Below are 19,653 nucleotides of genomic sequence, written 5' to 3'. Positions count from 1 at the left end.
TCGCTCGGGGGCGGCGAAGAACTTCCTCCCACCACGGTGTCAGCGGGCTGGGGTCGGGCCAGACAGCAGCAATCCAATCGTCGTCGGCGGGCCGCAGCGCTCGGTGACTCGGCGGGATGCCCGGGCCGGCATCCTCCGGCAGGACTCGGTGCCGCCGGCCCCGGCCGTCACGGTTCGGGTCGCTCGACATTCCCGCGCCATCCGCCGGTCTCGCTCCCCCGCGTTTCGATGAAGTCCTTGAACCTGCGCATGTCGCCCTTGACGCGATGGGACAGAACCCCGAGCTTGTCGGCGACGTTCTCGACGAAGCCGTCCGGATCTATCTCCATCTGCGCGGTCACCCGTGTGTGGGCTTCGTCGAGTCGATGAAAGGTGATGACACCGGCATGATCCGGCCCGGCGTCGGAATGCCAGGCCACCCTCTCGTCGGGGTGCTGTTCGGAGATCGTGGCGTCGAACTCCCTGCGTTGGCCGGCTATCTCGACCACCCAATGGGTGTGGGTGTCGTCGAATTGCCTGATCTCGCTGACTCCCTCCATGAACTGCGGGAACATCTCGAACTGTGTCCACTGGTCGTAGGCGGTGCTCACGGGAACGTCGACGTCGATGGTTTCGGTGATTGTGCTCATGGATCGGCGGGTACCCGGGCGCCGCGAGTCTTACACCTTCGGCGTTCAAGCCGGCCCTGCGACCGCTTTCCCCGCACCGATGCATGAATCGTCCCGAAGTGGGCACCCCACCGCTATGGAGATCATCGGAATTCTCATCCTCGTCGGCGTCGTCGCCTTCGTGCTGATCACGAAGCGAGACAAGAAGCGGAAGGTCTGAGCATGACCGCACCACCTCCCGATCCGGATCCGGATCGCACTCCGGACCTCGACAGCGGCGGGGGAGTCCGGCCGGGTTCCACGCCACCCGACTCCGCGCAGACGTCAGGGCTGTCCGCGCCGGAGCCCCGCACCAGCAAACGCTTCCCGCCCACGGGCTCGGCCACCTTGCTCGTGATCGCAGCGATCGTCGTCGTGTTCGTGGCCGTGATCGTCGCCGTCATCGTGTGAGCGGCGACTTCGACGACGTCAGTTCAGGGTCTGCCACAGGAACTCGTACGCCAGCGCCGACTTGAACGCGAGCTGCGCGTTGTCGGCGGCGCCGCCGTGCCCGCCCTCGATGTTCTCGTAGTAGTGGACCTCGTGGCCGAGTTCCTCGAGACGCGCCGCCATCTTGCGGGCGTGACCGGGGTGCACCCGGTCGTCGCGGGTGGAGGTGGTGATCAGGACCGGCGGATACGTCCGGTCCGCGTCGACGTTCTGGTACGGCGAGTACTCGCCGATGTACGCCCACTGGGCGGGGTCGTCGGGATCCCCGTACTCAGCCATCCACGAGGCGCCCGCGAGCAGCAGGTGGTAGCGGCGCATGTCGAGCAGCGGCACCTGGCAGACGACGGCGCCGAACAGCTCCGGGTACCGGGTCAGCATCACGCCCATCAGGAGCCCGCCGTTGCTGCCACCCTGCGCGCCGAGCTGCGCGGCGGTGGTCACGCCCCGCTCGACGAGGTCGCGGGCGACGGCCGCGAAGTCCTCGAACGCCAGGTGCCGCCCGGCCTTGAGGGCCTGGGTGTGCCAGCGCGGGCCGTACTCGCCGCCTCCGCGGATGTTCGCGACGACGTAGGTGCCGCCGCGTTCGAGCCAGCCCCGGCCGAGGCCTCCGCTGTACGCGGGCAGCATCGAGTTCTCGAAGCCGCCGTAGCCGTAGAGCAGCGTCGGCCCCGGCGCGGCAGGAGCGGAGCCCGCGGAGCAATCCGTGTGGCCGTCGCGCCGGACCACGAAGTAGGGGACCCGCGTTCCGTCGTCGGATGTCGCGAAGTGTTGTGCGACGGTCAGCTCGGCCGTGTCGAAGAAGGAGGGCGCCTGCTTGAGCGCCTCGACCGGTTCACCGACGTAGCCGTGCAGCAGGGTGGACGGGGTGAGGTAGCCGCTGGAGTTGAGGAAGAACTCGTCGGAGGCGATCGCGTCGACGTCGATCACGTCGGTCGACGTCAGGTCGGGGACGCCGTCGACCGCGGACTCGGTCCAGCCACCGGGGCCGGGGGTGAGCACGTGCATCCGGGTCTGGACGTCCGAGAGTGTCACCAGCAGAAGGTGATTGCGGGTCCACACGTACTGTTCGAGCGAGGTGTGCTCGTCCGGGGCGAACAGCACGGTCAGCTCACGGGTGCCGGCGAGGAAGTCGGCGTAGCGCGCGGCGAGCAGCGCGCCCGCGGGATGGGTGGTGCCGCCGACCGCCCACGGTGACCGGGTGCGGATCAGCAGCCACTCGCGGTGCGCGGAGACGCGGGCGTCGCCGGGGGCGTCGATCAGTGTCAGTGCGCCGTCGTGCGTGAGTTCGTAGCGGATCGAGGTGAAGAAGTCGACGGCGCGTTCGGCGAACGAGCGCTCGAATCCCGGGGTGCGGTCGTACCAGACCGAGGCCGCGACGTCGGCGTGGTCGCCTTCGAAGACGGTGACGGCGTCGTCCAGCGCGGTGCCGCGCCGCCACCGGGCTGCGGTGCGCGGGTAGCCGGAGTCGGTGAGCGATCCGGGGCCGGTGTCGGTGCCGACGTAGACGGTGTCGGCGTCGATCCAGCCGATGTCCGACTTGGCCTCGGGGAGGAAGAACCCACCGTTCTCGGGGGTGAGGAACTCGCGACGTGCCAGGTCGAATTCTCGGACCACCACGGCGTCGGCGCCGCCGCGGGAGAGGCTGACCAGGGCTCGCGTCTGGTCGGCGTCGTCCTCGGTGCGCAACACCTGCGCGCTCGACCACACCCAGTTCTCGTCCTCGCTGCGCGCGATCTCGTCGAGGTCGGCGAGGATCTCCCAGTCGGGGGAGTCGGTGCGGTACGAGTCCATCGTGGTGCGCCGCCACAGGCCGCGCACGTGCTCCGCGTCGCGCCAGAAGTTGTACAGCCACGCCCCGCGGCGGCGGACGTAGGGGATCCGGGCATCGGTGTCGAGGACCTCGCGGATGCGGTCCCTCAGGCCGGTGAACTCGGCCGACTCCGCGTACTCGGCGACGGTGTCGGCGTTGCGGGCGCGCACCCAGTCCAGAGCGGCGTCGCCGGTGACGTCTTCGAGCCAGAGATGGGGATCCTGCGGGTCGGTAGCCATTGTCCATTCATACCCCTGACGTGCGGATCCGGAAGTCGCGGGCCCCGGTGTGCCCCGGAGGGTTCCCATCTCGGCCCGGAGGTGTTACAAATTCAGAACAGCTGTTGAAAATTTGTAGCACTCAGTCGGAGGAGTGACATGCCGATCCGCACGCTCACCGAGCTCGCGCCGCCGATGACGGCCCGGTCGGTGGTGCTCAGTCTGCTGCTCGGTGCGCGCCCCGCCCGGCTGCCGGGACGGGAGATCACCCGCACCGGCGAACTGTTCGGGATCGCGCCGTCGACGATGCGGGCAGCGCTCTCCCGGATGGTCGCGGCCGAAGACCTCGTGTCCGAGGATGCGACGTACCTGCTCGGCGCACGGCACCTGGAACGGCAGGCGCTGCAGGAGGTGCTGGTCAATCCGAGGCGCACCCCGTTCGACGGTCGGTGGGACATGGTGGTCGTGGTGGTGTCCGGGCGCGACGCCGCCGCCCGTGGCGCCTTGCGCGGCACCCTTGCCGAGCACCGCTACGCCGAGCTGCGGGAAGGGGTGTGGATGCGCCCGGCGAACCTCGCCGGACACGACCTGCCACCGCTGGCCGAGGTGCACCGCTTCGTCACCGCCCCGGCCGACTCGGTGGCGCTGGTGCGTCAGTTGTGGGACCTCGACACCTGGGCTGCCGAGGCGCGGACGATCCTCGGCGCCCTGGTCGTCCCGGGGCAGTCGAAGGAGCGGTTCATGGCCGCTGCCGCCGCGGTCCGGCACCTGCGCACCGACCCCGCGCTCCCCGACGACCTACTCCCCGAGAACTGGCCTGCCGACGAATTGCGTTGGGCCTACGACGATTACCGCGCACAGTTCGCCGAACTGAGCATGCGCGAGAAAGTGAGAGACAGCCGTGAAGACGCATGAGGTGACCAATCAGCCTCCGCTGCTGGTCGACTACGACACCGCCGGACACCCGCTGTTCGACGAGATCCTGACCGCGGCCGGTGCCGCCGACGCGCTCGCCGAGGTTCACGAGGTGGGCACCCTGGCGGGCAGTGCGTACGCGAAGGAACTCGGCGACCGCGCGGAAGCGCACCCGCCGATCCTGCGCACCCACGACCGCTTCGGCAACAGGGTGGACCGCGTCGACTACGACCCCGCCTACCACGACCTGATGCGGCACGCCGTCGGCTTCGGTCTGCACGGTGCACCGTGGCGGGACCGACGCGACCACGCGCATCTGATCCGGGCCGCGAAGTTCACCGCCTGGCAGGTCACCGACGCCGGCCACGGCTGCCCGATCTCGATGACCTACGCCGCCGTGCCTGCGCTGCGCGTGGACGAGAAGCTGTCCACCGAGTTCGAACCGCTCCTCGGCAACGACCGCTACGACCCCTCCGTCGCGCCGACCGCGCTCAAGGGCGGACTGATCGCAGGCATGTCGATGACCGAGAAGCAGGGCGGGTCCGACGTACGGGCCAACACCACCACTGCGACCCCGCAGCCGGACGGCAGCTACCGGATCGTCGGGCACAAGTGGTTCACGTCGGCGCCGATGTCGGACATCCTGCTCACCCTCGCGCAGGCGCCGGGTGGGCTCACCTGCTTCGTCCTGCCGCGGGTGCTGCCCGACGGCACGATGAACTCCATTGCCCTGCAACGACTCAAGGACAAGCTCGGCAACAGGTCCAACGCGAGCAGCGAGATCGAGTACGACGACGCCGTCGGCTGGCGGCTCGGCGACGAGGGACGCGGCGTCCGGACCATCATCGAGATGGTCAACATGACCCGGCTGGACTGCACCCTCGGTGCATCGGCGCTGATGCGGGAGGCTGTCGGCCACGCTGCCCACCACGCTGCGCACCGCTCGGCGTTCGGGGGCCCGCTCATCGACAAGCCGTTGATGCGCAACGTGATCGCCGACCTCGCGGTCGAGGCGGAGGCGTCGACGACCGTGGCGCTGTGGCTCGCGTCGCAGACGGATGCCGCGCTGCGCGGTGACGAACGGGCAGCGCTGCTGCGTCGTCTCGGCCTGGCCGTGTCCAAGTACTACGTCTGCAAGCGTGGACCGGGTCACGCCGCGGAGGCGTTGGAATGTCTCGGTGGAAACGGGTTCATCGAGGAATCCGGGATGCCACGGATCTATCGTGAGGCGCCACTCGGGTCGATCTGGGAGGGCAGCGGCAACGTTGCCGCCCTGGACACGTTGCGCGCGTTGGGCAAGCAGCCCGAGGTACTCGGTGTGTTCTTCGACGAACTCGATGCTGCCACCGGCGTCGACGCCCGTTACGACGCCTACGTCGCCGGGCTCAAGGCACAGTTCACCGACCTCACCGACCTCGAGTACCGGTCCCGCGTGGTCGTCGGTCGGCTGGCGTTGGCGCTGCAGGGGTCGCTGCTGGTGCGGTCCGGGAACCCGGCGATCGCCGACGCGTTCGTCGCGACCCGGCTCGCCGGTGACTGGGGCACCGTCTACGGCACCCTCCCGACCGGCCTGGACCTGGCGCCGATCATCGACCGCACCGTCCCCGTTCCGGTTTCCTGACCGCGCGGACACGAGAAACTCGGAGCACCATGCAACGCACACTCGGACAGTTGCTGTCCCACCGCGCCCATCTGACCCCCGACAAGGAGGCGTGGGTCGGGGCGGACCACCGGTACACGTTCGGCGAGGTGAACCGGCGCGTCGACCTCCTGGCCGCCCACCTGCACGCCACGGGGGTCGGAGCGGGGGACCGGATCGCGCTGCTCGCCAGGAACGGGGAGTTCCACGCCACCACCGTGTTCGCCGCGGCCCGGCTCGGGGCGATCGCGGTGGTGCTGAACTGGCGGCTGCCGGTGCCGGAACTGCAGTACGTCCTCGGCGACGCCACACCGGGGGCCTTCGTGTACGAGGAGGAGTTCGCATCGGTCGTCGCGGCACTCGACGGAGTCCCGGCCGTGCGCGTGTCGTCGGCGCCGGACGGCGGTGAGGACACGGTCGCGGACTACCGCCAGGTGACGACCCGGCCGTGGCAGCCGCTCGCGACGGCGACCGAACCGGAACCGACCGATCCGGTCGTCGTCATGTACACCTCGGGCACCACCGGGAAACCCAAGGGCGCCATGATCTCCCACGACAACCTGCTGTGGTCCGCGCAGGGTTGCGCGGCGACGCTGGAGTGGCACGGACGGCACAGGTTCCTGCTGGTGGCGCCGATGTTCCACATCGGCGGATTCAATCCCGTGGTCACCAACATCCTGCAGGGCACGCCGTGCGTGTTCCTCCCCGACTTCGACCCGGTCGCGGTGTGGGACGTCATCGCGGCCGAGCGGATCACCACGATGATGGTGGTACCGGTGATGCTTCAGGCGCTGCTCGCCGTCGCCGCCGCCACCGACGTGGACACCTCCAGCCTGGTCAACGTCACGTGCGGCGGGTCCCCGGTGTCGGTCGACCTGATCGAGGCGGCCGGTCGCGCCGGGATCACGGTGCAGGCGGTCTACGGGATCACCGAGTACTCGGGGGCCCTGACCTACTGGACCCCGGAGATGGGGATGGACGCGGCGACGACGCAGGGCCGCGCCCTGATGTTCGGAGAGATCAGGATCGTCGACCCCGACACCGGCCGGGAGGTGCCCACCGGTACCGCAGGCGAGGTGTGGTGCCGTGGCCCGATGGTGTTCGTCGGCTACTGGAACAACCCGGACGCCACGGCCGCCGTCACGGTCGACGGCTGGTACCGCAGCGGCGACATCGGACTCGTCGACGAGCGGAACCTCCTGCACCTCAAGGACCGGCTCAAGGACATGATCATCAGCGGTGGGGAGAACATTTATCCGGTCGAGCTCGAACGGGTCCTCGCCCGGCACCCCGCCGTGCACGAGGTCGCCGTGGTCGCGCGGCCGGACGCCAGGTGGGGTGAGGTCCCCGTCGCGCATGTCGTGGTTGCGCCGGGGTCGACGGCGACGGCATCGGAGCTGATCGCACACTGCCGGGAGCACCTGGCGTCCTACAAGGCGATCAAGGACGTCGTGTTCACCGACGCCCTCCCGAAGAACGCCGTAGGCAAGATCCTCAAGCGGCAACTGCGCGCCGCCTGACGCACGAACGGGCCCCTGCACCGTCAGGTGCTGGGGCCCGTTCGTGCGGGTGTCAGGCGCCGATCGACGCCGCGAGCATCGGCCACGACTCGTGCAGGTCGTCCTGCCAGTAGCCCCACGAGTGGGTGCCTGCGGGGCGGAAGTCGAAGGTCGCCGGGATCTGCAGCTGGTTCAGCCGGTCCTGCAGGTGGATGGTGCACTGGTTGACGGCGGCCTCGATCAGGCCGCCGACGACCACCTGGTTGGCCCACACGTTCGGCCGGCCGTCGATGCCGGGGGAGGTCAGGGTGTCGTGCTCGCCGGGGAGCCCCGAGGACGCGGACACGAACAGTTGCACGCCGCGCAGCTTCTCCGCGTTGACGACCGGGTCGTTCGCGCGCCAGCCCGGGCCGTCGAACGGGCCCCACATGTTGGTGGCGTCGGCGCCGCCCCGGGACTCGACGACGGTCCGGACGTACGCCTGACCGACCTCGGTGGACGTCTCGGCGCAGCCGCTGTACGCGCCGACACTGCGGTAGAGCCCGGGCGCCGCGATCGCCAGGTTCAGCACGGAGGTGCCCGCCATGGAGATGCCGGCGAGGGAGTTGGCTCCGGTGGTGCCGAAGGTGTCGTCGATGATCGGCGGCAGCTCCTGGGTGATGAACGTCTGCCACTTGTTGCGGCCGAGTTCCGGGTCGTCCTTCTCCCAGTCGGTGTAGTAGCTGAACGCTCCGCCGATCGGAGTGACGACATTCACGTTCTTGTCCGCGAAGAAGTCCATGATGTCCGTGCGTCGCTGCCAGGTCGCGGAGTCCTCGCCGCCGCCCGCACCGTTGAGCAGGTAGAGGGTGGGGCGGGGTGCGCTGGTGTCGGCCGGGCGGATGACCTCGACGGGGATGACCCGGTCCATCGCCGCCGAGTACACGTTCGCGGTGACCAGGCGGCTGCCGGTGTCCTCGACGCTGTCCAGGTAGGGCGAGTCGCCGGTCACGACCGCGGGCGTGGTGCCGGTCTGGGCGTACGCCGGTGCGGCCAGCAGGGGGAGCATGACGAACGCTGCTGCTGCAGCGCACACGCGGCGTGAGGAGGTCCGGACGCGCATCGGCGAACCCTTCGTTCGTGGGCGGGCGGGAACGTGCCGGAACATTCCCCGGCAACCATGGTCGTTTCCCTTTCTACCGAACTGTTGGTTCGACGGCCATTGTCGCGACGGCCACAGTCCCCTCGATCGGCGCCCGCCGGTCCGGTTTGCCTGGTGTTCACGCGACCCCGGATCGCGCTGACGGGGTGTGGTCGTGGACCCGGTCCTGACGGGCCCACGACCACACGGTCGATTGTCGTCGCCTTCGCTCCGTGGGGCCAGGTTCTGGGGGCGATTTACCCCGTTCGGATGACATGCGCAATGCCTGTCCGTCGTTCGCACGACGGGAAGTGGCCTGGACCGGGACGTCTACCGGATGGTAACCGGACCCACCCGCGGGACATCGAAACGGTGCAGGACTAGGCTGATGGCTCGTGACCTCACACTATGACGTCGTTGTCCTCGGTGCCGGTCCCGGTGGGTACGTCGCAGCCATCCGCGCGGCGCAGCTGGGCCTGAAAACCGCCATCATCGAAGAGAAGTACTGGGGCGGTGTCTGCCTCAACGTCGGCTGCATCCCGTCCAAGGCGCTGCTGCGGAACGCGGAACTCGCCCACATCTTCACGAAGGAAGCGAAGACCTTCGGCATCTCGGGGGAGGCGACGTTCGACTTCGGCGCCGCCTTCGATCGCAGCCGTCAGGTCGCGGACGGACGCGTCAAGGGCGTCCACTTCCTGATGAAGAAGAACAAGATCACCGAGTACGACGGTCGCGGCACCTTCACCGGTCCGAACTCGATCGACGTCGCGCTCACCAAGGGCGGCTCCGACTCGGTCACCTTCGACAACGTCATCATCGCCACCGGCAGCACCACGAAGCTGCTGCCCGGCACCTCGCTCAGCCAGAACGTCGTCACCTACGAGGAGCAGATCCTCACCCGCGATCTCCCGGGCTCGATCCTCATCGTCGGCGCCGGTGCGATCGGCATGGAGTTCGGCTACGTCCTGAAGAACTACGGGGTCGACGTCACCATCGTCGAGTTCCTCGACCGTGCGCTGCCCAACGAGGACGCGGACGTCTCCAAGGAGATCGCCAAGCAGTACAAGAAGCTCGGCGTCACCATCAAGACCGGCGCTGCCGTCCAGACCATCGAGGACGACGGCACCAAGGTCACCGTCGCGATCAAGGACAACAAGTCCGGCTCGGTCGAGACCGTGGTCGTCGACAAGGTCCTGCAGTCCGTCGGCTTCGCGCCGAACGTGACCGGCTACGGACTGGAGAACACCGGTGTCGCTCTCACCGACCGCGGCGCGATCGCGATCGACGAGCGGATGCGCACCAACGTCGCCGGCATCTACGCGATCGGTGACGTCACCGCCAAGCTGCAGCTCGCGCACGTCGCCGAGGCGCAGGGCGTCGTGGCTGCCGAGACCATCGGCGGCGCCGAGACCCTCGAGCTCGGCGACTACCGGATGATGCCGCGTGCCACGTTCTGCCAGCCGCAGGTCGCCAGCTTCGGTCTCACCGAGGAGCAGGCGAAGGCGGAGGGCTACGACGTGAAGGTCGCGACCTTCCCGTTCATGGCGAACGGCAAGGCGCACGGTCTCGGCGATCCGACCGGCTTCGTGAAGCTGATCGCGGACAAGACCCACGGCGAGCTCATCGGCGGCCACCTCATCGGCCCCGACGTCTCCGAGCTGCTGCCCGAGCTGACCCTCGCACAGAAGTGGGACCTCACGGTCAACGAGCTGGCCCGCAACGTGCACACGCACCCGACGCTGTCGGAGGCGCTGCAGGAGGCCATCCACGGCCTCGCCGGCCACATGATCAACTTCTAGGCGGCTCTGCCGCTCGTGCGCGGTTGACGGGTCTCTGGACCCGCACAGCGCGCACGAGCGCGAAGCGTCTCAGGGCGCCCGACCATTGCGGTCGGGCGCCCTTTTTCGTGCCCGCACTCGGCATCGTCCGGGTGCGTGAGCGCATGTTCACACGGTCGAAATATGCGAAATCAACTGGTGACCAACAGACATTCTGGCGCAATACAGGCCGCCTACTGTCTGCACTCGTCGCGAATACCCCGCTGTATACGCGGTTCGGATACAGGGTTCACCAGCACGTCCACCCCTTCGCACGTTCTCGACCGAAAGGCCCGTACATGCGTCACATCTCGAAGCGCGCGCTCGCCGCGCCCGCCGCCGTCGCCGCGCTCGGCCTCGTGCTGACCGGTTGCGGTAGCAAGGCATCCGACACCGCGTCCGGCGACTCGGCCGCCGCGTCCTGCGTGGACACCTCCGGTGACACCATCAAGGTCGGCTCGCTCAACTCCCTGTCCGGCACGATGGCCATCTCCGAGGTCACGGTCCGCGACTCCATCGCCCTCGCCGTCGAGGAGATCAACGCCGCAGGCGGCGTCCTCGGCAAGCAGATCGAACTGGTCGGCGAGGACGGCGCCTCCGAGCCCACCGTCTTCGCCGAGAAGGCGGAGAAGCTGATCAGCAGCGACTGCGTCGCCGCCGTCTTCGGTGGCTGGACGTCCTCGTCCCGCAAGGCCATGCTGCCGGTGTTCGAGGACCGGAACTCGCTGCTGTACTACCCCGTTCAGTACGAGGGCCTCGAGGACTCGCCGAACATCTTCTACACCGGCGCCACCACGAACCAGCAGATCATCCCGGCGCTGGACTACCTCAAGGAGAAGGGCGTCAAGTCCCTCTACCTGGTCGGTTCCGACTACGTCTTCCCGCAGACCGCGAACCGCATCATCAAGGCGTACGCCGCGGCCAACGGCATCGAGATCAAGGGCGAGGACTACACCCCGCTCGGCTCCACCGACTTCTCGACCATCGTCAACAAGGTCCGCACCGCCGACGCCGACGCCGTGTTCAACACACTCAACGGCGACTCCAACGTCGCGTTCTTCCGCGAGTACAAGAACGTCGGCCTGACCCCGCAGGACATGCCGGTCGTCTCGGTCTCCATCGCCGAGGAGGAGGTCGGCGGTATCGGCGTCCAGAACATCGAGGGGCAGCTGACCGCGTGGAACTACTACCAGACCATCGACACCCCGGTGAACAAGACGTTCGTCGAGGCGTACAAGGCGAAGTTCGGCCAGAACAAGCCGACGTCCGACCCGATGGAAGCCGCCTACACCTCGGTGTACCTGTGGAAGAACACCGTCGAGAAGGCGGATTCCTTCGCGGTCGCGGACATTCAGGCTAACGCTGACGGCGTCACCTTCGAGGCCCCTGAAGGTCTGGTCACCATCGACGGCGACAACCACCACATCACCAAGACCGCCCGCATCGGCGAGATCCGCAGCGACGGCCTGATCTACACGGTGTGGGATTCCGGCCAGCCGATCGAGCCCGACCCGTACCTCGAGACCTACCCGTGGGCCGAGGGCCTGAGCAAGCAGTAGCAGCAGTACTCGACGACGAAGCCGACCAGTAGAGAGGCAGTGCATCTTTCATGGATGTCGTGATCGGACAGCTCTTCACCGGATTGAGCATCGGCTCCATCCTGTTGCTCGCCGCGTTGGGACTCTCCCTGACCTTCGGTCAGATGGGCGTGATCAACATGGCCCACGGCGAGTTCATCATGGCCGGCAGCTACACGGCCTACGTGGTGCAGCAGGTGATCTCGAGCGCAACCGGGTCACTGTTCGTCTCGCTGGTGGTCGGCTTCGTCGTCGGCGGCGTGATGGGTGTCGCCCTCGAAACCCTTCTCGTCAAGCGGATGTACCACCGTCCGCTCGACACGCTGCTGGTGACGTTCGGTGTCGGACTGATCCTGCAGCAGCTCGCCCGGGACATCTTCGGCGCGCCGGCGGTGAACGTCGTTGCACCGTCGTGGCTCTCGGGTGGCGTCGAGATCTTCGGTGCCGTGGTGCCGAAGACCCGCATCTTCATCATGGTGCTCGCGGTGGTCGCGGTGACGGTCCTGGCGACCGCGCTCAAGCGGTCGTCGATGGGCCGGCGGATCCGCGCCGTTGTGCAGAACCGCGACCTCGCCGAGACCAGTGGAATCTCCTCCCGCCGTACCGATGTCACCACGTTCTTCATCGGCTCCGGTCTCGCCGGTGTCGCCGGCGTCGCGCTGACACTGATCGGATCGACCAGCCCGACCATCGGGCAGAGTTACCTGATCGACGCGTTCCTGGTGGTCGTGGTCGGCGGACTCGGCCAGATGAAGGGCGCGGTGATCGCCGCGTTCGCGCTGGGCATCCTCAATTCCTTCATCGAGTACTCGACCACCGCGTCGATCGCGAAGGTGATCGTGTTCGTGATCATCGTGGTCTTCCTGCAGATCCGTCCCCAGGGCCTGTTCGCCGTCAAGACGAGGAGTTTGGTGTGAGCGTCCTGACCAATCCCAAAGTCCGTGTGTGGGGCGGGTTCGCGCTCGCCGCAGTCATCCTCTTCGGGGTGGCACCCGCCGTCCTGTCCGACTTCCGGCTCGGCCTGCTCGGCAAGTTCCTCTGCTTCGCCATCGTCGCCGCCGGCATCGGACTCGCCTGGGGCCGAGGCGGAATGCTGACCCTCGGCCAGGGTGTCTTCTTCGGCATCGGCGCCTACGCGATGGCCATGCACCTCAAGATCGCCGACGCGGAACTGCGCGGCGACGACGTCCCCGACTTCATGCAGATCGCGGGCATCCGTGAACTGCCCGGCTACTGGCAGCCGTTCGCGTCGCCGATCGTCGCGATCCTCGCGGTCCTGACGCTTCCCGCGCTGGTGGCGTTCCTGCTCGGGCTCGGCGTGTTCAAGCGTCGCGTCAAGGGCGCGTACTTCGCGATCCTGTCCCAGGCACTGGCCGCGGCCTTCGCGATCCTGCTCGTCGGTCAGCAGACCATCGGTGGCAGCAACGGCCTCAACAGGTTCCGCACGTTCTTCGGCTTCAACCTCGCCGACCCCGCCAACAAGCGGATGCTGTTCTTCATCGCGGCGGCGGTGCTGCTGCTGTCCGTCGCCGGGATCCGGCAGCTGATGAACTCCCGCTACGGCGAACTGCTCGTCGCGGTCCGGGACCAGGAGGAACGCGTCCGGTTCCTCGGCTACGACCCTGCCAACATCAAGCTGGTGGCCTACGTGGCCGCCGCGTTCCTCGCCGGTATCGCCGGGGCGCTGTTCGTGCCGATCGTCGGGATCATCTCCCCGGCGGACGTGGGAATCGTTCCGTCCCTTGCCTTCCTGATCGGTGTCGCCATCGGCGGCCGCGCCACCCTGCTCGGCCCGGTCCTCGGTGCGATCGGCGTCGCCTGGGCACAGTCCGCCTTCTCCGAGTCGTTCCCCTCCGGCTGGATCTACGCACAGGGCCTGCTGTTCATCGTGGTCGTCGGCTTCTTCCCGGCCGGTGTCGCCGGGCTGGTGGCACTGCTGCGGAGGCGCAAGACCAAGCCCGAATCAGAGCCCGACGCACCCGCGCCCACCGCGGCGCCCGAACCCGTGAAGGTGTCCTGATGACCGGATCGACGCACGCAGCAGCAACACAGGACACGGTCAAGGCGCCCGAGCTCGGCGGCAACGCGGGCATGTCCAGCGAGTACCTGGAGGTGCGGGGCCTGTCGGTCAGCTTCGACGGCTTCAAGGCCGTCGACAACGTCGACCTGACCCTCCTGCAGGGTGACCTGCGATTCCTCATCGGTCCCAACGGCGCAGGCAAGACCACCCTCGTCGACGCGATCACCGGACTGGTCCCGGCCACCGGCTCCGCTACCAAGTCCGGAGTCGAACTCGTCGGCAAGAAGGTTCACCACATCGCCCGGCTCGGTGTCGGCCGGACCTTCCAGACGGCCAGCGTCTTCGAGGACCTGTCGGTGCTGCAGAACCTCGACATCGCCGCGGGCGCGGGCCGATCGGCCCTGACGCTGCTGCGCCGCCGCAAGGAGGTGCTGCCGCAGATCGAGGAGGCCCTCGAGACCATCGGCCTGACCCGGCAGCGGGACACCCCCGCGGGGATCCTCGCGCACGGGCAGAAGCAGTGGCTCGAGATCGGCATGCTCCTGGTGCAGAACGCCGACGTGCTGCTCCTCGACGAGCCGGTCGCGGGCATGAGCCTCGAGGAACGCGAGGAGACCGGAAACCTGCTGCGCCGCATCGGCGGTGAACGCACGGTCGTCGTCGTCGAACACGACATGGACTTCATGCGTGCGTTCGCCACCTCGGTCACCGTCCTCGCCGCCGGGAAGGTGCTCTCCGAGGGCACCGTCGCCCAGGTGCAGGCCGATCCGAAGGTGCAGGCCGTCTATCTCGGCACCGGCCAGGTGGACGAGTCCGCCGCAGGACCCGGTACCGATCACGCGAAGGAGGGATGACGATGCTCGAACTCGTTGACATTCACGCCGGCTACGGCCGCACCGAGGTCGTGCACGGGGTCTCGCTCACCGTGCCCGAGGGCGGCGTCGCCGCCGTCATGGGACACAACGGCGCGGGCAAGACAACGCTGCTGCGCGCCGCGGTCGGGCTGATCAAGGCGACGTCGGGGACGATCCTGCTCGGCGGTGAGGACATCACCTCGATGCGGCCCAGTGCCCGCGTCGCCAGGGGGCTCGCGTACGTGCCACAGGGGCAGCAGTCGTTCGGTCAGCTGACCACTTCGGAGAACCTGCAGGTGGTTGCCGACGGACGCAAGCGCGGCAAGGCGCTGATCGCCGAGGCGCTGGACCTGTTCCCGGCGCTGAAGGACCTGCTCGACCGTCGCGCCGGCCTGCTGTCGGGTGGCCAGCGGCAGCAGCTCGCGATCGCGCGCGCCCTCATCACCGAACCGAAGGTGCTGATCCTCGACGAGCCGACCGAGGGCATCCAGCCGAACGTCGTCGCCGAGATCGAGCGCACGATCATCGATCTCACCAGGCGGGGCGACCTCAGCGTCCTGCTCGTCGAGCAGCACATCGGCTTCGCGCTGCAGGCCGCAGAGCATTACAGCGTGCTCGCCGCAGGTCACGTCACCTCCACGGGAACCGGAGGCGCCGACTCGGCCGACGCCGTCCGCGCGGCGATGGCCATCTGACCATGACGGCGAACGGACACGAGGACGCCGGCGGCCCGGGCCGGGCCGCCCGCGGATCGCTACGCGAGCAGGTGTACCTGCGACTGCGCCGCGATCTGATGACCGGGAGCATCGGCCCCGGCGACCGGCTCGGCGAGGAGCGACTCGCCGAACTGTACGGGGTGTCGCGGACCCCGGTCCGGGAGGCGCTGGCGCGGTTGCAGGCGGACGGACTCGTCGAGCGCGACGAGAACGGACTCTTCCCGTACCGGCCGCGACTCGCGGAGCTCGCCGACCTCTACGAGCTGCGGATCACTCTGGAGATGCGGGGGATCCTGCGGATCCTGCAGGGCAGCGGCGAACTGCACGACCCGCAGATCCTCGGCCCCGAGGTGCAGCGATGGTACGGGTTTCGCAGCGAAATGCCCGACCCGGACGCCGGATTCGTCGTCCTCGACGAGCAGTTCCACACCGCACTGCTCGCGTCGTCCGGCAATCGCGCCCTCGTCGACGCGCTCGCAAGCGTCAACGCGAAGGTCCGGCCGGTCCGGATGTTCGACTACCTCACCCCCGACCGGATGCGTGCGACCGTCGACGAACACATCGCGGTCGCCGAACTCGTCCTCGACGGACACCTCCAGCGGGCCCACGACGCGCTCCTCGCGCACATCGACGAATCCCGAGCGGTCGTGATCGAACGCGCCCAGCAGGCACTGGCGATGGCGCGGATGGCCAACGCCGTCCGCGACTGACGACCCGGTCGCTCCGCACGACAGCACCGACCCTCTTCACTGAAAGGCCGTGACATGAACGCCCTCTCGTTCGACACCCTGCTCGTCGCCAATCGAGGTGAGATCGCCTGCCGGATCATGCGTTCCGCCCACATACTCGGGCTCAAGACGGTGGCGGTGTACTCCGATGCCGACGCGGCCGCGGCGCACGTCGAACTCGCGGACGTGGCGGTCCGGCTCGGTCCGGCGCCGGCCCAGGAGTCGTACCTGCGTGCGGACGCGGTGATCGAGGCGGCGCTCGCGTCGGGTGCGGGCGCGATTCACCCCGGCTACGGCTTCCTGTCGGAGAACGACGCGTTCGCGTCCGCCGCCGAAGCCGCCGGGATCGCCTTCGTCGGACCGACCCCCGAGCAGTTGCGGGTGTTCGGCAACAAGCACTCGGCCCGGGAGGCGGCCCGCGCGGTCGGGGTTCCGCTGGTCGCGGGCAGCGGGATGCTCGAGAGCGTCGAGGCTGCCCTGGCCGCCGCGGCGGAGGTCGGGTACCCGGTGATGCTCAAGGCGGTCGGTGGCGGTGGCGGCATCGGCATGCAGGCGTGCTTCGACGAGGCGGACCTGCGCGGTGCCTACGACCGTGTGCTGCGACTTGCCGCGGCGAACTTCTCGTCCTCGGGTGTCTTCCTGGAACGGTTCGTCGCCCATGCCCGGCACGTGGAGGTCCAGGTGTTCGGTGACGGCGCGGGCCGCACCCTCAGCCTCGGCACCCGCGACTGCTCGCTGCAGCGTCGCAACCAGAAGGTCGTCGAGGAGGCGCCGGCCTTCGGACTCTCGGATTCCGTTGTCGAACAGATCCTCTCGTCCTCGCGCGCGCTCGCGTCCTCGGTCGACTACCGGTCCGCAGGCACCGTCGAGTTCGTGTACGACGTCGATCGCGGCGAGGCGTCCTTCCTGGAGATGAACACCCGCCTGCAGGTCGAGCACCCCGTCACAGAGGAGGTCACGGGCGTCGACCTGGTCGCGTGGATGCTGCGCCTCGCCGGCGGGGACCGGTCGATGCTGGACGAGCTTCCCGACAGCGGACCGGAGATCACCGGGCACGCCGTCGAGGCCCGCGTCTACGCGGAGGATCCCGGGCGCGACTACCGCCCGTCCGCCGGCCTGCTCACCAGCGTCGAGTTCCCCGCACACACCCGGGTGGAGACCTGGGTGGACACCGGAACCACCGTCAGCGAGCACTACGACCCGATGATCGCGAAGATCGTCACCGCGAGCACCACCCGCGTCGGCGCGTTCGCCGCGCTCGGTGCCGCGCTCGACGAGACCGCGATCTACGGCATCGCCACGAATCTGCCTCAGCTGCGGGCGATCACGGCCCTCCCGGTGGTGCTCGACGGCGGGCAGACCACCGGCACCCTCGCCGACCTGGTGGTCGGGGGACCGCGGGTGGACGTGCTGCGGGCGGGAACGATGACCACACTCCAGGACCACCCCGGTCGCCTCGGGTACTGGGAGGTCGGCATTCCGCCGTCGGGCCCGATGGACGATCTGTCCTTCACCCTGGTGAACACGGCCGTCGGCAACGCGCCCGACGCCGTCGGGCTCGAATGCACCCTGCAGGGGCCGCAGCTGGAGTTCGCCGAGGCAACCGTCGTCTGTGTCGGCGGGGCGCCCGCCCCGGTCACCGTCAACGGTGACGCGGTCCCGATGTGGGAGCCCGTCGAGGTGCCCGCGGGCGGCGTCCTCGACGTCGGGAGCCCCGTCGGTGAAGGGTTGCGTACCTACGTCGCGGTCCGCGGCGGCGTCGACGCCCCCCGCTACCTCGGCAGCGCGTCCACGTTCACGCTCGGCGGCTTCGGCGGCGTCACCGGCCGTGCGCTCGCGACCGGCGACGTCCTCGCCCTCGCCCAGGGCGACGGGCTCACCGAACCTGCAACCGTTCCGGCGCAGGACCGTCCGGTGTTCGGACACACCTGGCACCTCGCCGTCGGCGAGGGACCGCAGCCGGCGCCGTCGTACTTCACCGACTCCGACATGGTGCAGTTCTACGACACCACCTGGACTGCGGCCGCACACGCCAACCGGACCGGCATCCGGCTCGACGGCCCGAAGCCGACGTGGTCGCGGAGCGACGGCGGCGAGGCCGGCCTGCACCCGTCCAATCTGCACGACAACCCGTACAGCGTCGGCGCACTGAACGTCTCGGGCGACACCCCGATCCTGCTCGGCCCGGACGGCCCGAGCCTCGGCGGTTTCGCCTGCCCGTTGACCGTCACCAGCGCGCACCGCTGGAAGCTCGGCCAGATCCGGCCCGGCGACCAGGTGCGGTTCGTGCCCGTCACCGAGGACGGCGCCGACATGCTCCGCGCGTCGAATTCCGTTCGCGCCGCGCACCTGCCGCCGTCGGCGGCACACGCGACGAGCTCCGACGGCGGCGTCCTCGCACGCCGCGACGAGATTCTCGGTCGTCCGGCCGTGGTCTACCTGCGTGGCGGTGACGACAACCTGCTCGTCGAGTACGGCGAGATGGAGCTCGACCTCGGCCTGCGCATGCGGGTGCACGCCCTGTCGGTCGCGCTGGCCGAGCGGGCACTGCCCGGACTGATCGACGTCACCCCCGGTGTGCGTTCCCTGCACCTGCACTTCGACCCCGACGTGCTGCCCGCGCGGGCGCTGCTCGACGTCCTCCAGGACATCGAGGACCTGCTCCCCGCGACCAGCGACCTCGTCGTGCCGAGCCGCACCATCCGACTGCCCCTCTCGTTCGACGACCCGTCGATCGCCGAGGCCATCGACCGCTACCGGGCGGGCGTCCGCGACGCCGCGCCGTGGCTGCCGTCGAACACCGAGTTCATCCGTCGTATCAACGGCCTCGACTCCGTCGACCAGGTTCGGGACGCCGTCTTCGACGCCGAGTACCTGGTTCTCGGCCTCGGGGACGTGTATCTCGGTGCGCCACTGGCCGTTCCGCTCGATCCGCGGCACCGTCTGGTGACGACCAAGTACAACCCGGCCCGTACCTGGACACCGTCGGACGCCGTCGGCATCGGCGGAAAGTACCTCTGTGTCTACGGAATGGAGTCGCCGGGCGGCTACCAGCTGATCGGCCGGACGGTCCCGATCTGGTCCGGCTACCGTCAGCAGGGGCCGTTCGAGGACGGCAAGCCGTGGCTGTTCCGGTTCTTCGACCGCATCGTCTGGGAACCCGTCACCCCCGAACAGCTGGCCGAGTTCCGGGCCGAGGCCGCTGCGGGCCGGTTCAACGCGGAGATCACCGAGGGCACCTTCGCACTTGCCGACCACCTGCGTTTCCTCGAGGACAACGCCGAGTCGATCGCCGAGTTCAACACCAAGCAGGGCGCCGCGTTCGAGACGGAGAAGGAGGCGTGGCGCGCCGCGGGCGAGTTCGACCGCGTCGAGGCCGCCCCGCCGGAGCCGGAGACCACCGACCTGGTGGTGCCGCCGGGTGCCGTCGTCGTCGAGGCGCCGATGGTCGGGACGGTGTGGCGGGTCGCGGTCGAACCGGGTGACATCGTCGAGGCCGGCGGTGACGCCGTGATCCTCGAGGCGATGAAACTGGAGATGTCGGTACCGTTCAACTCTGCGGGAACCGTGCTCGAAGTGCTCGTCGAACCGGGTGCAAAGGTGCAGCCGGGAACCCCGCTCGTGGTGATGGGAGTCGCTTGAT

Annotated in this window: 15 protein-coding genes; 12 read left to right on the top strand and 3 right to left on the bottom strand. The window is 68.8% G+C overall.

What is annotated here, in order from left to right:
- Nucleotides 1–167: 167 nt before the first annotated feature.
- Complete coding sequence (locus ACFSJG_RS23305; RefSeq protein ID WP_378487601.1) at nt 168–629, bottom strand: SRPBCC family protein; 462 nt, start codon at nt 627–629, stop codon at nt 168–170.
- Nucleotides 630–830: 201 nt separating this feature from the next.
- Here ACFSJG_RS23305 and ACFSJG_RS23300 point away from each other — a divergent pair, with 201 nt between their 5' ends.
- Nucleotides 831–1,058, top strand: coding sequence for a DUF6480 family protein (locus tag ACFSJG_RS23300; protein WP_378487600.1), 228 nt, complete (start codon nt 831–833; stop codon nt 1,056–1,058).
- Nucleotides 1,059–1,076: 18 nt separating this feature from the next.
- Here the strand turns inward: ACFSJG_RS23300 and ACFSJG_RS23295 are convergent, their stop codons facing one another.
- Nucleotides 1,077–3,146 (bottom strand): prolyl oligopeptidase family serine peptidase, encoded by a 2,070-nt coding sequence (locus tag ACFSJG_RS23295; protein ID WP_378487599.1) that lies wholly within the window; start codon nt 3,144–3,146, stop codon nt 1,077–1,079.
- A 138-nt stretch (nt 3,147–3,284) separates the two neighbouring features.
- Between ACFSJG_RS23295 and ACFSJG_RS23290 the strand changes: the two genes are divergently transcribed.
- From ACFSJG_RS23290 to ACFSJG_RS23280, 3 genes are read left to right on the top strand one after another with little or no spacing between them, the layout of a single operon-like run.
- A complete protein-coding gene (locus tag ACFSJG_RS23290; RefSeq protein ID WP_378487598.1) occupies nt 3,285–4,040 on the top strand; it encodes a PaaX family transcriptional regulator C-terminal domain-containing protein in 756 nt (251 codons plus the stop codon).
- Nucleotides 4,027–5,661: an acyl-CoA dehydrogenase family protein gene (locus ACFSJG_RS23285; RefSeq protein ID WP_378487597.1), complete on the top strand. Its 1,635-nt coding sequence runs from the start codon at nt 4,027–4,029 to the stop codon at nt 5,659–5,661. Before ACFSJG_RS23290 ends, ACFSJG_RS23285 begins: the two co-directional genes overlap by 14 nt.
- A gap of 29 nt (nt 5,662–5,690) precedes the next feature.
- Nucleotides 5,691–7,199, top strand: a complete 1,509-nt coding sequence (locus ACFSJG_RS23280) for a class I adenylate-forming enzyme family protein (RefSeq protein ID WP_378487596.1) — start codon at nt 5,691–5,693, stop codon at nt 7,197–7,199.
- A gap of 52 nt (nt 7,200–7,251) precedes the next feature.
- On the opposite strand, the gene ACFSJG_RS23275 is transcribed toward ACFSJG_RS23280, so the two are convergent.
- The gene (locus ACFSJG_RS23275) at nt 7,252–8,280 is read right to left on the bottom strand and encodes an alpha/beta hydrolase (protein ID WP_378487595.1); all 1,029 of its coding nucleotides are present in this window, start codon (nt 8,278–8,280) and stop codon (nt 7,252–7,254) included.
- A gap of 413 nt (nt 8,281–8,693) precedes the next feature.
- Here ACFSJG_RS23275 and lpdA point away from each other — a divergent pair, with 413 nt between their 5' ends.
- From lpdA to uca, 8 genes are all read left to right on the top strand, one after another.
- A complete protein-coding gene (gene lpdA, locus ACFSJG_RS23270) occupies nt 8,694–10,097 on the top strand; it encodes a dihydrolipoyl dehydrogenase (RefSeq protein ID WP_378487594.1) in 1,404 nt (467 codons plus the stop codon).
- A gap of 317 nt (nt 10,098–10,414) precedes the next feature.
- Nucleotides 10,415–11,674 (top strand): urea ABC transporter substrate-binding protein, encoded by a 1,260-nt coding sequence (urtA, locus tag ACFSJG_RS23265; protein ID WP_378487593.1) that lies wholly within the window; start codon nt 10,415–10,417, stop codon nt 11,672–11,674.
- 50 nt (nt 11,675–11,724) lie between these two features.
- Nucleotides 11,725–12,609, top strand: a complete 885-nt coding sequence (gene urtB / locus ACFSJG_RS23260; RefSeq protein ID WP_378487592.1) for an urea ABC transporter permease subunit UrtB — start codon at nt 11,725–11,727, stop codon at nt 12,607–12,609.
- On the top strand, nt 12,606–13,712 hold the full coding sequence (gene urtC, locus ACFSJG_RS23255) for an urea ABC transporter permease subunit UrtC (RefSeq protein WP_378487591.1): 1,107 nt from the start codon (nt 12,606–12,608) through the stop codon (nt 13,710–13,712). The genes urtB and urtC overlap by 4 nt, the downstream gene beginning before the upstream one ends.
- Nucleotides 13,712–14,566, top strand: a complete 855-nt coding sequence (gene urtD / locus ACFSJG_RS23250) for an urea ABC transporter ATP-binding protein UrtD (RefSeq protein ID WP_378487590.1) — start codon at nt 13,712–13,714, stop codon at nt 14,564–14,566. Before urtC ends, urtD begins: the two co-directional genes overlap by 1 nt.
- A 2-nt stretch (nt 14,567–14,568) precedes the next feature.
- Complete coding sequence (gene urtE / locus ACFSJG_RS23245; RefSeq protein ID WP_378487589.1) at nt 14,569–15,261, top strand: urea ABC transporter ATP-binding subunit UrtE; 693 nt, start codon at nt 14,569–14,571, stop codon at nt 15,259–15,261.
- A gap of 2 nt (nt 15,262–15,263) precedes the next feature.
- A complete protein-coding gene (locus ACFSJG_RS23240) occupies nt 15,264–15,992 on the top strand; it encodes a GntR family transcriptional regulator (RefSeq protein WP_378487588.1) in 729 nt (242 codons plus the stop codon).
- Between the two features lie 54 nt (nt 15,993–16,046).
- Complete coding sequence (gene uca, locus ACFSJG_RS23235; protein WP_378487587.1) at nt 16,047–19,652, top strand: urea carboxylase; 3,606 nt, start codon at nt 16,047–16,049, stop codon at nt 19,650–19,652.
- The last annotated feature ends 1 nt before the right edge of the window (nt 19,653 follow it).

Origin of the sequence: Rhodococcus gannanensis, assembly GCF_042681175.1 — a bacterium.
GTDB classification, from domain to species: Bacteria; Actinomycetota; Actinomycetes; order Mycobacteriales; family Mycobacteriaceae; genus Rhodococcus_G; species Rhodococcus_G gannanensis.
Note: the sequence above shows the minus strand (reverse complement) of the source record. Positions and strands in the feature narration are given on the sequence as shown.

Bases quoted from the DNA above. Each gene is read 5' to 3' on its own strand.
- ACFSJG_RS23295 (WP_378487599.1), bottom strand. From the start codon at position 3,146: ATGGCTACCGACCCGCAGGATCCCCATCTCTGGCTCGAAGACGTCACC.
- urtA (WP_378487593.1), top strand. From the start codon at position 10,415: ATGCGTCACATCTCGAAGCGCGCGCTCGCCGCGCCCGCCGCCGTCGCC.
- ACFSJG_RS23290 (WP_378487598.1), top strand. From the start codon at position 3,285: ATGCCGATCCGCACGCTCACCGAGCTCGCGCCGCCGATGACGGCCCGG.
- ACFSJG_RS23280 (WP_378487596.1), top strand. From the start codon at position 5,691: ATGCAACGCACACTCGGACAGTTGCTGTCCCACCGCGCCCATCTGACC.
- urtD (WP_378487590.1), top strand. From the start codon at position 13,712: ATGACCGGATCGACGCACGCAGCAGCAACACAGGACACGGTCAAGGCG.
- ACFSJG_RS23275 (WP_378487595.1), bottom strand. From the start codon at position 8,280: ATGCGCGTCCGGACCTCCTCACGCCGCGTGTGCGCTGCAGCAGCAGCG.
- ACFSJG_RS23300 (WP_378487600.1), top strand. From the start codon at position 831: ATGACCGCACCACCTCCCGATCCGGATCCGGATCGCACTCCGGACCTC.
- urtE (WP_378487589.1), top strand. From the start codon at position 14,569: ATGCTCGAACTCGTTGACATTCACGCCGGCTACGGCCGCACCGAGGTC.
- uca (WP_378487587.1), top strand. From the start codon at position 16,047: ATGAACGCCCTCTCGTTCGACACCCTGCTCGTCGCCAATCGAGGTGAG.
- ACFSJG_RS23240 (WP_378487588.1), top strand. From the start codon at position 15,264: ATGACGGCGAACGGACACGAGGACGCCGGCGGCCCGGGCCGGGCCGCC.
- urtB (WP_378487592.1), top strand. From the start codon at position 11,725: ATGGATGTCGTGATCGGACAGCTCTTCACCGGATTGAGCATCGGCTCC.
- ACFSJG_RS23305 (WP_378487601.1), bottom strand. From the start codon at position 629: ATGAGCACAATCACCGAAACCATCGACGTCGACGTTCCCGTGAGCACC.